This window comes from Neptuniibacter sp. QD48_55 (assembly GCF_047778115.1).
Classification (GTDB): Bacteria; Pseudomonadota; Gammaproteobacteria; order Pseudomonadales; family Balneatricaceae; genus Neptuniibacter.
On sequence record NZ_CP180555.1, the window covers coordinates 2,462,488 to 2,476,308 of the forward strand.

Consider the following 13,821-nt stretch of genomic DNA (forward strand, 5'->3'; position numbering starts at 1 on the left):
CCCTGAAAAACTTAACTTGGTTTATTCAACTAGCAACACTTCAATACGGCGGTTTTTAGCACGGCCCTCAACAGTGCTGTTATCAGCAACAGGCTGTTGATCCGCAAACGCTCGAGCCTGTAGACGCTCTTGAGCAACTCCGAGCTCTACAAGCTTATGCAATACACTCAACGCTCTTGCAGAAGAAAGCTCCCAATTTGTTGGGTACTTAGCCGTTAGTGCCCCTTTCACCTGAACATTATCAGTATGCCCGGCAACAACAATTTTATTTTGATCTTGTTTAATCGCGGCTGCCAATTTTTCGATCAATCCGACACCTTTTGCGGAAAGTTCGCTGCTGCCAGATGCGAAAAGCACTTGAGAGCCCAAAGTTAGCTTAACACCAGCAGTTGTTTGAGCGACCTCGACACCTTCCAATTCCTGTTTCAGGTTAGTGAAAGACTTTTGGTTTTTGTGGCGATATTGCAGATCAAATACAAGATCATTTACAGAGTCAGCGTAGAAGGCGAGGCTGTTATTACGTTGTACCCACTGCCCCTCACGGTTGGCTTTGTGGCTCACAACCTCCAAGTTTTGCGGCATCACAAACACCATAGCGACCTTATCAAAACCACCGGTATTCCATTTACCGAAGCGGCCTTTCTTATTCTTGGTTTTGCCATCCCAATTGCTGATTTGGAAAGTTCCGTTAGCATCCAGCGTTAACTGTTTTTCATCCCGGAAGTTACCCATTTTCATGAGCGCAAAATCACCACCACTGAAAGTGATAATATTATGGGAAGGTTTTTTATTAGTATTCCAACGGTACTCTTTAGGGAAAATATAAAGGTAATCAGCTAACGCCTTTGCTTCTGTGCCGTCATCATCCTCTTGCTTCTTTAACCACAGATTGTAGCTACTATAACGCGTTCGCGTGGTGGTATAGCTAACATAATCTTCGCCGTTTTCTTGAATAAAATAGATTACTTCTGATACCCCAGCAGCCTGCACCTGCATAGCCATTAATGCGCTAGACATTAGAATAAGTAGTCGCTTAAAGACATTACGCATAAAAAATCCTTTACGGTGTTATCATCGATGAAGCAGGGATAGTACCCTATTTGCTCTTGAGCATAAGTATATTTTTCAAACAATTAACTCATTAACTAACAATTTCTATGACCAATGCATTTCTCTCTTTAATATCAGTTCTTGTTAATGCATTTCTGCTATTTATCTACTTCTATTTATTAAACTTCCCTGCCAACTTTATATTAAGTGCAATTAGCGTTGGGTTAGCTCTAGCTAATATTTACTATCTCACTACAGTAAAATTTAAAGAGGTATTCCGCGAATATATACGGGCTTTTAAAGCTCCCTCTCAGGTATGTAACTACTCCGTCCAACTAACAAAACCTGAAAATTCCGCGTTACGCTGCTTTGAATGGAAGCCTTTGCCAGATAGTAACTATTTCACAATTCTTTCTACAGCCAACAACAGCTTTATCACTAAGCGCGCATTTTCAGATCGGGTAAATTCATTGAATCTCATAGGCTTAGTAATTATCACCACCGCGATCATGCTTCCTTTTGCCTTAACAAACATCAGCACTATAGGTTCAAATGAGATCGTTTCTATCTTGGGTTTGGCTGCTCTCGTTGGAATCGCTATCTACCTAGCCTATGCTGAGCTACGTCCCAAGCAACAGTTTCATATCAACAGCACCGGAATTTATAAATCCAGCAATTCAAATTTACTCCCTGACAAGCTACAAGCTTCTAATCTAGAAATTCAGTGCCTTCAGGTCATTTGTCACCCCTGTAGAAACAGCCGCTTAGTAATTTATTACCAATTAAATGCGATTAAACATGATGGTCAAAGAATACTTCTGTTAGAAAATCAAAGTCGATCTAGTATCGAAGAAGCGTCTAAACAATTATCAGAACTACTGAGTTGCGAAGTAGTAAAACTTAAATAACCCTTTTTACTAAAACGAAAAAAGGGAGATCACAGCGATCTCCCGAAACACGCTAAGAAGAACCTTAGCCTGAGGTGGGGATGAATAAAAATACCCGCCAGTTAACCCGCTCTACTTGAGGGAGATAGAGCGAGTTTCAGTTTTAACCGATCATACTAATGCAAAGCGATGTGACATCATCAACACAACCGACTGGCAGCAAAACCCTGGCGAGCAGAACTTCTAGCGATTAAAGAGTCGAGCTTGGACCAAACACTTCGTAATGAAGCTGCTCTTCAGGAACATTTAGGCCAGTTAACTGTTGGTGGATGGCATGCATAAACGGCAGCGGTCCACAGAAGAAGAAATCAGCATCTAATGAGCAATACTGCTTAATCTTGTCAGCGGTAATATAACCATGGTGGTCATAATCTTTACCCTTCTCTGCCCCGTAAATATCTTCATAAAAAGTTGCAGTAGATAGATTAGATAGATCATTCTTCAGCATATTAATGTGCCCACCAAATGCATGCGCATCTTTAGAGCGGGTACCGTGTAACCAGCTAATTTTTCGAGAATCTCGTTTTAAAATAAGCTCATTAAGCATGCCCAATACAGGCGTGATACCAACACCACCGCTAATCAATACAACAGGCCTGTCATTGTCTTTTACAAAGAACTCACCTCCAGGCATATGAACAGGAACGATATCACCCTCTTCGACCTTGCCATGTAGATGATTAGAAACCAAACCATCCGGCGTATTTTCATCACCACTGGTTTCTGCTTTTACCGAAATGCGATAGACATCTTCACTATGAGCATCAGACAAGCTGTACTGACGGATCTCGGTAAACTCTAGATCGGGATCCTTAATTCTCACGCTGATAAACTGACCCGCTTTATATTTAGGTAACGGTTTTTCATCTAGAGGCGCTAAATAGAAAGAGGTAATTTCGCTACTTTCTTTTACCTTCTTCACTACACTGAAGTCTTTAAACCCTAACCAGCCTTGACCCTCTTGCGAGTTGTCATACAGATTAGCTTCCGCTCCGATTAAGATACTGGCTAATAACTCATAGGCCTCAGCCCAAGCGTCGATCACTTCATTAGTGGCGATATCCTCACCTAACACTTCTCGAATCGCCTTCAGTAGATTTCGACCTACAATCGGATAATGTTCTGGCTGCACATCCAAACTAAAGTGCTTAGCCGCAATACGGTGAACTTCTGGCCCAATGGCTTCCAATTTATCTATATGCGCTGCATAAGAAAGAATCGATGATGCTAGCGTTGATTGCTGGCGACCGTTTGCTTGGCTCACCATGTTAAAGACATTTTTAAGTTCCGGGTTCTCTTCAAATAAAAGACCATAAAAGTGCTTGGTCAGATCAGTACCTACTTCTTGAATAAGCGGAACAGTTGATTTCACGATGGCTATTGATGTTGGGTTCACAACTAATACCTCTTTGCCGTCTCTTTAAATGTATTTTTAATACATCTTATAGACGGACCATTAAGATGTAAATACAATACATTTTATGAATTTCAGGAAGACTTCAGTATTTATAGATAAAAATCTTTTAAATCAGAAAGTTAACTGGATTATTTTTTTTAACTTTAATAGTTCAAATGCCCTAAAAACCTAAAGGAAAAGACTAAAAAGGAACTAATTGATCTACGGATGGAGCAGAAATTTCTTGCTTGAAATAACATCATATTGAAGAAGAGGATAGATTCTTGAATAACGACGACTGGGTTAAACCCACCCTTATAAGATCATCCATCATTGCCATTGTTGTAGGCACGCTACTCAACCTAATTAATCAGGGCGATCAGTTTTTTGCTGGATACTATGTTAATTGGCTCAAAGTGAGCCTGACCTACTGCGTTCCCTTCTCGGTATCGCTATTTAGCAGCTGGTTAATCATCCGTAGTCGGCCAGAACCAAAACCTTGCCCAGAGGTAATAAACCATCAACGCTTAGTTGGGAATGAACTGAACTCATTAACCGACTTTGCCCAAAAAGTGCTAAGCAACGCGACCAAGGTAAATAAAGCCTCCACTGAGCGGCTGGCATTTTTACAGTCACTCTCCACCAGCATTAATTCCTCTATAAAAGAATTAAACGGTATAGGCCAAACCCTAGAAGGGAGTGAAAATGATCTTGGGGGGATTCAATCTAATTTCGGAAAACTCATGGATCAAACCTCTCTACTAGGTAACGAAATCCATCAATTTTCCGATGCCTCGCAATCGCTTAAACATGAGATCGCTCAATTTTTAGCGTCCTTTGAAGGTATCTCCTCGTTAGCGTCTGCAATTACAACCACTTCAGAGCAAACTAACCTGCTTGCCCTAAATGCCGCTATTGAAGCAGCCCGAGCAGGAGAAGCAGGTAAAGGCTTTGCGGTAGTGGCTGATGAAGTAAAAGCGCTTGCACAACATTCGCGCGAAAATGCACAGGATATCGATCAGAATCTAGAAAACCTGAAACAACATGAGATCCGTCTTAAAACTCAACTAGAACTGATCGAGCGCACAGTGAACAACTCACTAAACACCGTGAGTAAAGGCACAGAGAATGGCATGTCTTCTTTAACCGATGAAACGCTATCTAAAATAGATACGTTATTCAGCCATATTCAAGCAATCAATGAGCGTACCTCTGAAGAGCTAGAAAACTTCCAAGAGATCTCTCAACAATTTGAAGCGGTAATAGGCGATGCACAAAAAGCAATTGATGGCTCAGCAGCCAACATTACGTTTGGGGCATCGATGGTGGATCTGAGTTCTACGATGTCATCTAAGCTAAAAATCGCTTAGATTGAAGATAACTTAATCTGACAGCGCACATAGGAGTGAGCGACTGTCAGATTAAATTGGGGAGTAAATCAGCCTTAGTCGAAGATGCTAAGGAACAGCTCCCACTTACTTGGCTTCGCCTTCTTGTGATATTCCTTACGTAGTTCATCCACTGCTTCAAGCTGCTTCTGAACCTGCTTTAGGTTATCCATCGTCGCAACTGGAATCCCATTTACCAGCTGTTCTACTTTTTTCAAACCTTCAAGAGAGATCACTTTGCGCTCAGGCGAAAAGTCATAAGCCTGCGCGTTTTTTAGATGATCTTTAAAGATATCCATTCGTTGGTTAAAACCCTCTGCCGAGCTACTCACCATCGCTTCTTTATACTGCAGACGCATCTCTTTCATGGTCTGTTTTAAAGTTAGCGGGTTACCTGCACTTACATACCCACTTGTTGTGAACATCACAGCAACTAACAAAGAACTAAATAACGTTTTAAAAGCAGAGAACTTCATAAAAAATCAACCTACATAACATCAAGATATTTACCGAGCAGGTAATATATCAGATCTGACGATTAGGCTGAATCAAAGCATAGTAATGTTAAAGGCGCTTAGAGATAGTAGGGCTTGAATCGGATAAGTAAAATCCTGCGTCCATGTAGGTATTATCTGGTTTAGTACAAAGTATTTTTAACTCTATCTTCGATGATCACCTCTACCTTTTTCACCTCTTCTGCTGATTTAGACGGATCGATCTGTGCCATTAGAATCTTACCCAGGCTTGGCATGATTTTCCGATCAACTCTCGATTCAGCCTCCCATAACTTAGAACGCGTAATCGCTTTAGCACAGTGAAAGTAGATCTCCTTGATAGAGATAACGATGGCAGATTTCGGCAACTTACCTTGATGCTCACAGCGCTCCAATACAGAAGCATTCGTAACAATTTTGGCAGTGCCATTAACTCGAAGACATTCACTGAACCCCGGCACTAACACCAAAAGGCCAACATGTGGGTTCTGAATAATATTACTTAAGCTATCTAATCGATTGTTCCCAGGGCGATCAGGAAGAATAATCGTACTGTCATCCCAAATTTGAATAAAGCCAGCATGATCTCCCCTTGGCGAGCAATCCATATTGCCTTGATTATCCGATGTAGCGAGCAAAATAAAAGGCGATAACTCTATGAATTGTTGACTAAATTTATCGAGCTGAGTCTTTTGCTTTTTAATCACTAGCTCCATCGGAAGACCATATAACTCTCTAAGTTTTTCTACCGAATCGATCTGTTCTAATTCCATAATCCCCTCCCCTTAATATCTGATTCAAACAAGATAAACCACTCATCTGCATCTTGATAGTTGACTAGAATACTACGGAATCATAACATGTAAAATAAATACATTTAATATTATATAAAGGTATTCCTATGTCTTCTCTACTAAAAAGCTTGTTCAAGAAAGATAAAGACGTTGCTGAAACTGCAACAACAAAAGAAGCATCCGCTGTAGAAGTAGCAGCAAAAGGAGATGGTAACAGTAAAGAATCGAATGAGAAGAAAGGTAAACACGGTCAACCAGGTGTATGCTGCGGTTCATGCTCTTAACACTATGATACCCCGTAACCTCGGTCCCATTAGCCGAGGTTACAGCCTATAACAGCAACAGTTGCAGCGCCAAAACTACAAGCTACCCTCAGCCTCTTAAAAGAACGCGAGTTAAGATGGACTTGCGATAGAGGTTTTCTGGAATTTGATGTTCTATCTTCGCATGTAGTTCCGGCAATCTGGACCAATGCACACCCTGCTTATGATGATGCGCTGTATGGTAACCAAGGTTTCCAGTTAGGCGATTAAAAAGTGGGTTTAGATTATTGTAGGAAGCTTCAAACTCATTATCTGTATCCAAACCAGAGTGATGTTCATATGTAACATAGGAGGTAAACAGCAAGCTGGTAATCATCGGTAAAACAAACAACAACAAGCCCGCAACAGGGTTATACCAAACCAATGCCGCAACAATAGCGAAGGTAATTGCGGTATAAGTCAAAAAGGTAGACAACTGCTTAGGATGCTTTTTACCTACTTGATAACCGCGACTATAGGCCGTTAAAGCAACATTCAATGTGTACTCAATAGCTCCCATCTGCTTACCATCTTTACGCTTCCAACGACTCTCATCTTTCTCTTGATCGAGGAAGTTAAGGTGATGGCCTAATACATGGTGCAAACGCCATAAATGCGTCGTTACCCCTGTATGCAAAGCATAAACAAACTCTAATACGCGATTTAGAACGTTATTTCTAAAAGTGAAAAGGTGTTGATGGTGGTGATTCCACGCACAGATCACCCCTTTTGGAATGATCATCAATAGATAGTAAAGCGTCAGCGCAACAGGGTCACTCACTGTAAAGTAAAGTACAAAATCAATTACAGTCAGGCTCAAGATAATCAACACTGGCAAGCAGTCTTCTTTATACCTAAACCCGAGTAAACCACTATCTTTCATAAGAGATATCACGCCGAACTAAAATTGGCTGACAAACATAAAGGAAACAGCCTTAACTGTATATAAGAAATACTAACAACACCGATGAATAAGCCGGGTTATTGATCTAAGTAAACATCCGACTTTATTAGTTAAAACTGTTCTTCAAGCCACTTAGCGAAGATTCTCACTTGATGGGCATCTTCAGTATAAGGCGAGAGCCGGTAAGAATAGTTATAACCCGTAAGCCGTGGCATCCCTTTATCTTCAACTAACCAACCTTGCTGACAGGTACTTTCAGCCAGCACATCACTGATCAGTGCATACCCCTGTCCAGCTAGCGCTGCTTGTAATGCAAACTGCTCCTGATTAAAGCTACGAGCAGTATAAGTTAAATCATCGAAATAAGGTCGCCATTCGATATTAGCCAGAAAATCATCTTCCCACTCAGTAACAAATAGATTGGGATTGTCCGTAATCTGATCTAGAAAATCCTGCCTGGCATAGCAAGCTAACTGTTCTTGAGCTAACAATTTTTCCTGTGGATCATCACTCTCCAAGCCATAGCGTATCGCTAAATCAATCCTTCTATCATGCTCAAGCTCCACCAGCGTATTACTTGCACAGATTTCGATCTCGATATCAGGATATCTCAGATTAAATTCAGTAAGGCGTGGCGCCAACCATAAACTCGCAAACGAGGTACAGCAAGAGATCGTCACCCTATTAGTCGGTGTTTTTATCTCCTCTATACACATATGCAATTGATTGAGTACAGAGAGCGAGGTCTCAGCTAACTTCTCACCCTCAGGCGTAAGCTCGATGCTCCGTACCTTACGTTCAAACAGCGTTACATTTAACTGTGCTTCTAAACTTCGAATCTGATGTGACACCGCAGTGGGCGTGACATTCAGCACCTTAGCCGCTTGTTTAAAGCTCAAATATTGCGCAGCAATGGCAAAAGTTTTGATGGCATTTAACGGTGGCAGCTGACCCAACATAATCTAAATCCAAACCCATAGATGAATAAAACTTATTTATAAGCAGCAACTACTCGTTTGTCAAAACGTTGATTTAAGCGTGAAAATTAACCTAAATAAAATGATCACGGAGCTCCAGATGCCAACCATTCTACATATAGATGCCAGCGCACGTGGCTGGCAGCCAAACGGCGAGAAACATCAATCTATTTCACGCCATATAGCCCACCTTGCGGTAACCACCTTTAAAAATATGATCCCTGATTGCGAGGTTATTTATCGTGATTTAGCTAAGAAACCACCAGAATTTATCAATGAACAGTGGATTGCGGCATGTTTCTCGGAATCACCTACTGATGAACAGAATAAAGCCCTTGCGCAATCCGACCAATATATAGCTGAGATAGAACAAGCAGATATCATTGTACTCTCATCACCTATGTATAACTACGGTATGCCCGCGGTATTAAAAGCATGGTTTGATCAAGTTATACGCATAAATAAAACTTTCTCATTCGATCTAGCTAGAGGTGATTATCCACTTGAACCTATCCTCAGTGGTAAGCAGTTAATCTTATGCACATCCTGGGGCGAATTTGATTTTGCAAAAGGAAAAGAACGAGCGCATTTGAACCACCTTTCACCGCATATTGAGCAGTTAAGTCCTTATCTAGGCGTAGATAAATTTTATGAAATCAGCAGTGAATATCAGGAGTTCTCGGATCAACGTCATAAAGCGTCATTAGAAGCGGCACAACTCAAGGCAGTTGAACTTGCACAATCCATAGCCGAAACCTATGCAACAGCTGTGGCTTAGAGCTTTTCGGAATAGTTTCAATTAACTTTGAACAGCGCCTTTAAACAAGGCGCTTTTTCGGAACAGATACACCGCCGCCACTAAATCAAACGAAATACACATAACTGCATACCACTCAGGTGCAAAGTGCCCGCCTGCTCCAACCAGATGCAACCCAACATCCCAAACAGGATGTAACAACCAACCCAGCGCTAAGAAATGAAGCCCAAAGTGTTTAGCCAATAGGTAGGAGCTGCCATATATCAACACGCCAACAGTTTCGATAAATAACCAAGTCGTACTCGCACCATAGAGCACAGCAAAACCTATATAAATCAGCGCAGCAATGACTAATGCTATACCAAAGATATTGATCTGCTCTTGCTCTGTTCTACCCTTTGCGAACTTAATTAAGAGTCCACCGCCCGTTAAACCGAATATTAACCACAGAATCGTATAGACATGCTCCATATAGCACCTACCACCAAACGATTTCCATCTTAGAAAAGATGTTAAAACTTAGCTTTAATCTTATTAACAAAAGCTTCTACACGAGCTTGAGAAGCTTTTTCACTTTTGTAAAACGACAACATCTGGAATTTACAGCCTTTGGTACACGCACCTAACAGAGCTATTTTGAGGACTTTCTTAACCGGCTGACGCAAGATGAACAGATCGACCCACCATGGCGAACCCAGAGTAGTAACCACTTTCACTTCTTTTAGATTATCTAAACGCGGCTGAATAGCACCAAGATCTTTGGCATGGTCGTAAGCGAAACCCGGTGCCCAAACCCGATCAAACCAGCCTTTTAACATTGCCGGAAAACCAAACCACCAAGTAGGAAAGATCAGTACGAGGGATTCAGCTTCTTGCAGTTGCTGTATATCTGTTTTTAATCGAGAATCATCAAACTGATCAGCGTAGTAGCTCTTTCGCTCTGTCTCTGTAAGCGCGGGCTCAAAATCCGATTCGTAAAGATTGAGTAGCGTGATCTCATACCCCTTTGCAGTTAAGTGTTTAACCGTTTCATCGCAGAAATGATGACACAAACTATCCTTCAACGGATGGGTCAGAACTACCAAACACTTCATGCGAATCTCCTTAACTGATTACAGCGATGCCACACCCTATAGCGATCTGGATACTATTTAAAGTCGTTAAAGTACAACAATAACGTTAGGAATAGTGACGGGTAGAGAAGAAATAAGGAAAGAGATATTTGGAGAGGATAATAACTTCGTGCAGACGCAAAAATACCTTACATCCGGTAACAACACCGAATGTAAGGTGGGCACTATTTAATCAAAGATGATTAAACGCGTTCAAAGATTACCGCGATACCCTGACCGCCACCGATACACATAGTTACCAGTGCGTACTTACCTTCGATACGTTCAAGCTCGTAGACAGCCTTAGTCGCAATGAATGCACCAGAACAACCTACTGGGTGACCTAGAGCAATCGCACCACCGTTAGGGTTGGTTTTCTGCATATCCAAACCTAGACCTTTAGCTACCGCAATCGCTTGAGCTGCAAACGCTTCGTTAGACTCGATCACATCCATATCATCCAAGCTCAAACCTGCTTTTTGCAAAGCGAGCTTAGTTGCTGGAATTGGGCCTTCACCCATAATCTCGTTGGATACACCTGCAACGGCGTAAGACTTAATCTTAGCGATCGGCTTTTGACCGGCAGCTTCAGCGGCTTCAGCAGACGCCAATACGAAGAAGGCCGCACCATCATTAATGCCCGATGCGTTACCCGCCGTTACTGTACCGTCTTTCTTAAATGCTGGGCGCATACCTGCTAGTTTCTCTGCAGTTGTGCCTGGCTTGCAGTGCTCATCGGTATCGAATACAACTTCGCCTTTACGTGTTTTCTGAACGATCGGTACGATCTGAGACTTAAAGCGACCTTCTTCAATCGCAACAGCCGCACGACGTTGAGATTCAGCAGCTAGTTCATCTTGATCTTCACGGCTGATATCCCACTTCTCTGCCAAGTTCTCAGCAGTAATACCCATGTGGCCAGCACCAAATGGATCAGTCAGTACAGATACCATAGAATCCAGCATTGTGGTCTCACCCATACGAGCACCAGAGCGCATAGCTGTGGATAGGTAAGCACCGCGAGACATCACCTCAACACCGCCACCGATACCGTAATCGCAATCACCTAGCATGATCTGCTGAGCAGTGGTCACAATACCCTGCAAACCAGAAGAACACAGACGGTTAACCGACATTGCTACAGATTCCATCGGCAGGCCAGCCTGAATCGCAGCAACACGCGCAACATAAGCGTAGCGAGATTCCGTAGGAATACAGTTACCTACAGTTACATAGTTAATTTTCTCTGGATCAGCACCTGAACGATTAACCGCTTCCTTCATTACCTGACCTGCCAGCTCAGCCGGCTCCATAGTACTTAGGCTTCCGCCGAATGCACCGATTGCTGAACGTACAGCACTAAGAACTACAACTTCTTTAGTCATGATTGATCATTCCCCATATTGTTATATCGCCCGTAACTTCTCGCAGAAATTAACTACCGGCTTATCGTTGTCCCATCTTTTTGAATAAGTGAGCTTCCGCTCATTTAGGCAAATCGAATAAACACAATATCACGTGGTTATGAACAAAAAACAATCAACCATAGGTATAGGGGGCTAGATGCTAGATGCTAGATAGTGGAGCGCCCCCGATAAAGTGGACAGTTGCTTAAGATCGGAAGCTAACTGGGGATTCATACCCTAGTGCGCTGTGGCTTCTGATCGTATTATAAAAGCGAGAGATATATAGACCTATTTCTCTCGCCATTTCAGAACAGGTAATCAACCCTAACTTACGCGTACATTCCTTTTTCAACAACGAGAAAAAACTCTCTGCACACGCATTATCCCAGCAGTTACCTTTACGAGACATACTGATTGTAACGCCTCTTTTCGTCAACCAGCTCATTACCCGCTCACTGCGATACTGACTCCCTTGATCAGAGTGAAACAGCAATTTATGAGTCAGATCCAGCTTAGCTTTCTTCCAACCTTTTTGTAAGCATTTCAGCACGATATCCGCAGTTACTTGCCTTGAACATTCAAAGCCTACAATTTCCCGATTATGTAAATCCATAACGATCGATACATATAACCAACCTTCGCAACAAGCTACTTGGGTAATATCGGAGACCCATACACGATTAATCTGACTCGGATTAAACTCCCTATCTAGCAGATTAGGCTGAGGCATCAGACCTCCTTCCAAGCAGTAACGAGCCTTCCTTACAGCAAGTTGTGCCTTATACCCTACGCGCTTCAATAAACGGCAGAGGCGATTTTTCCCACAACAAAAGCCCTCACATAACAACGCCTGCCATAATTTACGGTAGCCATAAACACCTCGACATTGATCCGCCAACTCTAAAGCACGCGATAAGATCTTTTGATTCATCTGCTCCCGCAGGGATGGAGCACGATTTAGCCAAGCATAATAACCCGAGCGCTGAACACCATAGAGCCTGCATAACCGCGACACGGGTAAGCAACTTGAGTACTTCTCTATACATGCAAAGCGTTCTACTTTGCTTCGCTGAAGTACTCTCGTGTCTTTTTTAAGATATCGACTTCCAGTTGAGAGCGTTCCAATTCCTTTTTAACTTTATCCAACTCTTGTTCTAACTGACGGTAACTCTTACGAGGTGCGGTTTCATTCACCGCTTTGGGATCTTGAGCTGACATATATTGACGCCTCCAAGCACGCAATGCCCCTACCGCTATCGGAAGGTCCTCTACAAACTCAGTTAATGTTAGCTCAGTTTTAAGTGATTCCAGAACCACACGTGTTTTAAATTCGTCACTGTAGGCTGTACGTTTTTTGAAATACATAAGACACCCCTAGCGTGTTAAAAGGTGTCCACTGAAACGGGGTCAGTCCAATAGAGTGTAGGTGGGTAAAAGAATCGACAAGAACAAGTTCAACACAAGGTGCAATACACTTCGTTATTGCACCCTACTTACCAAATGCCAGTTAGAAGGGCCAATCTGAATTTATAAGTATTTGTCTCTAAGCGCTTCTAATGTATTTTGCGATTGAAGCTTTTTAAAGGCCTCATTTAGTTTTTCGATAGAAAGCTTATCTCTACTCTTTTTCGAGATTTGCACCCAAGGGGTATTCTCTTTGACCACTAGCGGTTCGCCAAACAAACTAAAGTCATCATTGAGTTGTTTAGCTGCGCTTAAAATAGGATCGATCGGTCCGATAATGCCATCCACTCGTCCCCTTTTGAGCATTTTAACGCCTTGTACAAAATCAACTGTGCTGTACTTTCTAATCTCAGGGTCCTTATCAATTTGTTCACTGAACTTAGCCCCTCGCAAATAAGCAAGCTCCTTGCCTTTTAAACTCTCTACCGATTCAAATGTAGTGCCCTTCAATCCAATCACTACTGTTGGCAAAGCAGGTAAAGGGGCTACATAGATGACATGCTCTTTTAACTCTTCATATTTGAACATGATAGTCATATCAGCCTTACCCGACTTTAACTCCCTAATAATGCGGCTGTAGGGAGCAATAGAGTTCTCTGGCTGATACCCCGCTTCTTCTATCAACTTATTTGCCATTTCATAGTAAATACCGCCTGTGCTAGAGCGGCCTTTAATACCATAAGGGGGGAAGCCAATAGTCCGGATGACAACTGACTTTTTACTCTCATTTGAGAGATTGTATGGCTCCTCCACTGAGGAGCTTTCAGCTCTAATGACGCCCGGAAGGAATAATAAAAGAGATAAGAAAGTGAATAGGTATTTCATGCTTT

General features: G+C 42.2%; 16 protein-coding genes. 4 read left to right on the forward strand and 12 right to left on the reverse strand.

Annotated elements, in window-relative coordinates; genetic code table 11:
- Nucleotides 1-21: 21 nt before the first annotated feature.
- Nucleotides 22-1,050: a flagellar motor protein MotB gene (locus tag ACMXYW_RS11375; protein ID WP_415904128.1), complete on the reverse strand. Its 1,029-nt coding sequence runs from the start codon at nt 1,048-1,050 to the stop codon at nt 22-24.
- A 383-nt stretch (nt 1,051-1,433) separates the two neighbouring features.
- On the opposite strand from ACMXYW_RS11375, the gene ACMXYW_RS11380 reads away from it, so the two are divergent.
- Nucleotides 1,434-1,958, forward strand: coding sequence for a hypothetical protein (locus tag ACMXYW_RS11380; RefSeq protein ID WP_415904129.1), 525 nt, complete (start codon nt 1,434-1,436; stop codon nt 1,956-1,958).
- A 229-nt stretch (nt 1,959-2,187) separates the two neighbouring features.
- On the opposite strand, the gene hmpA is transcribed toward ACMXYW_RS11380, so the two are convergent.
- Nucleotides 2,188-3,393 (reverse strand): NO-inducible flavohemoprotein, encoded by a 1,206-nt coding sequence (hmpA, locus tag ACMXYW_RS11385; RefSeq protein WP_415904130.1) that lies wholly within the window; start codon nt 3,391-3,393, stop codon nt 2,188-2,190.
- Nucleotides 3,394-3,677: 284 nt separating this feature from the next.
- On the opposite strand from hmpA, the gene nrtS reads away from it, so the two are divergent.
- Nucleotides 3,678-4,763, forward strand: coding sequence for a nitrate/nitrite transporter NrtS (gene nrtS / locus ACMXYW_RS11390; RefSeq protein WP_415904131.1), 1,086 nt, complete (start codon nt 3,678-3,680; stop codon nt 4,761-4,763).
- 74 nt (nt 4,764-4,837) lie between these two features.
- Here the strand turns inward: nrtS and ACMXYW_RS11395 are convergent, their stop codons facing one another.
- Nucleotides 4,838-5,257, reverse strand: coding sequence for a cytochrome b562 (locus ACMXYW_RS11395; RefSeq protein WP_415904132.1), 420 nt, complete (start codon nt 5,255-5,257; stop codon nt 4,838-4,840).
- Nucleotides 5,258-5,418: 161 nt separating this feature from the next.
- Nucleotides 5,419-6,048 (reverse strand): pyridoxamine 5'-phosphate oxidase family protein, encoded by a 630-nt coding sequence (locus ACMXYW_RS11400; protein WP_415904133.1) that lies wholly within the window; start codon nt 6,046-6,048, stop codon nt 5,419-5,421.
- Between the two features lie 128 nt (nt 6,049-6,176).
- On the opposite strand from ACMXYW_RS11400, the gene ACMXYW_RS11405 reads away from it, so the two are divergent.
- On the forward strand, nt 6,177-6,353 hold the full coding sequence (locus ACMXYW_RS11405; protein ID WP_415885307.1) for a CCGSCS motif protein: 177 nt from the start codon (nt 6,177-6,179) through the stop codon (nt 6,351-6,353).
- 88 nt (nt 6,354-6,441) lie between these two features.
- Here ACMXYW_RS11405 and ACMXYW_RS11410 read toward each other — a convergent pair whose 3' ends face one another.
- Nucleotides 6,442-7,254 (reverse strand): fatty acid desaturase, encoded by an 813-nt coding sequence (locus ACMXYW_RS11410; RefSeq protein WP_415904134.1) that lies wholly within the window; start codon nt 7,252-7,254, stop codon nt 6,442-6,444.
- Between the two features lie 131 nt (nt 7,255-7,385).
- Nucleotides 7,386-8,234 carry a LysR family transcriptional regulator gene (locus ACMXYW_RS11415; protein ID WP_415898788.1) on the reverse strand — a complete coding sequence of 283 codons (849 nt, stop codon included), beginning with the start codon at nt 8,232-8,234 and terminating at the stop codon, nt 7,386-7,388.
- A 118-nt stretch (nt 8,235-8,352) separates the two neighbouring features.
- Here ACMXYW_RS11415 and ACMXYW_RS11420 point away from each other — a divergent pair, with 118 nt between their 5' ends.
- Nucleotides 8,353-9,030 (forward strand): FMN-dependent NADH-azoreductase, encoded by a 678-nt coding sequence (locus ACMXYW_RS11420; RefSeq protein WP_415898789.1) that lies wholly within the window; start codon nt 8,353-8,355, stop codon nt 9,028-9,030.
- A 21-nt stretch (nt 9,031-9,051) separates the two neighbouring features.
- On the opposite strand, the gene ACMXYW_RS11425 is transcribed toward ACMXYW_RS11420, so the two are convergent.
- The 6 genes from ACMXYW_RS11425 to ACMXYW_RS11450 all read right to left on the reverse strand — a co-directional run bounded on the left by ACMXYW_RS11425 (nt 9,052) and on the right by ACMXYW_RS11450 (nt 13,816).
- A complete protein-coding gene (locus ACMXYW_RS11425; protein WP_415904135.1) occupies nt 9,052-9,480 on the reverse strand; it encodes a DUF6010 family protein in 429 nt (142 codons plus the stop codon).
- Between the two features lie 41 nt (nt 9,481-9,521).
- Nucleotides 9,522-10,103, reverse strand: coding sequence for an NAD(P)H-dependent oxidoreductase (locus tag ACMXYW_RS11430; RefSeq protein ID WP_415904136.1), 582 nt, complete (start codon nt 10,101-10,103; stop codon nt 9,522-9,524).
- A 221-nt stretch (nt 10,104-10,324) separates the two neighbouring features.
- The gene (locus ACMXYW_RS11435) at nt 10,325-11,506 is read right to left on the reverse strand and encodes an acetyl-CoA C-acyltransferase family protein (protein ID WP_415904137.1); all 1,182 of its coding nucleotides are present in this window, start codon (nt 11,504-11,506) and stop codon (nt 10,325-10,327) included.
- Between the two features lie 226 nt (nt 11,507-11,732).
- Nucleotides 11,733-12,653, reverse strand: coding sequence for an IS3 family transposase (locus ACMXYW_RS11440; protein WP_415905887.1), 921 nt, complete (start codon nt 12,651-12,653; stop codon nt 11,733-11,735).
- Nucleotides 12,584-12,892: a transposase gene (locus tag ACMXYW_RS11445; RefSeq protein ID WP_415904138.1), complete on the reverse strand. Its 309-nt coding sequence runs from the start codon at nt 12,890-12,892 to the stop codon at nt 12,584-12,586. The genes ACMXYW_RS11440 and ACMXYW_RS11445 overlap by 70 nt, the downstream gene beginning before the upstream one ends.
- 162 nt (nt 12,893-13,054) lie before the next feature.
- The gene (locus ACMXYW_RS11450) at nt 13,055-13,816 is read right to left on the reverse strand and encodes a substrate-binding periplasmic protein (RefSeq protein WP_415904139.1); all 762 of its coding nucleotides are present in this window, start codon (nt 13,814-13,816) and stop codon (nt 13,055-13,057) included.
- Nucleotides 13,817-13,821: the final 5 nt, after the last annotated feature.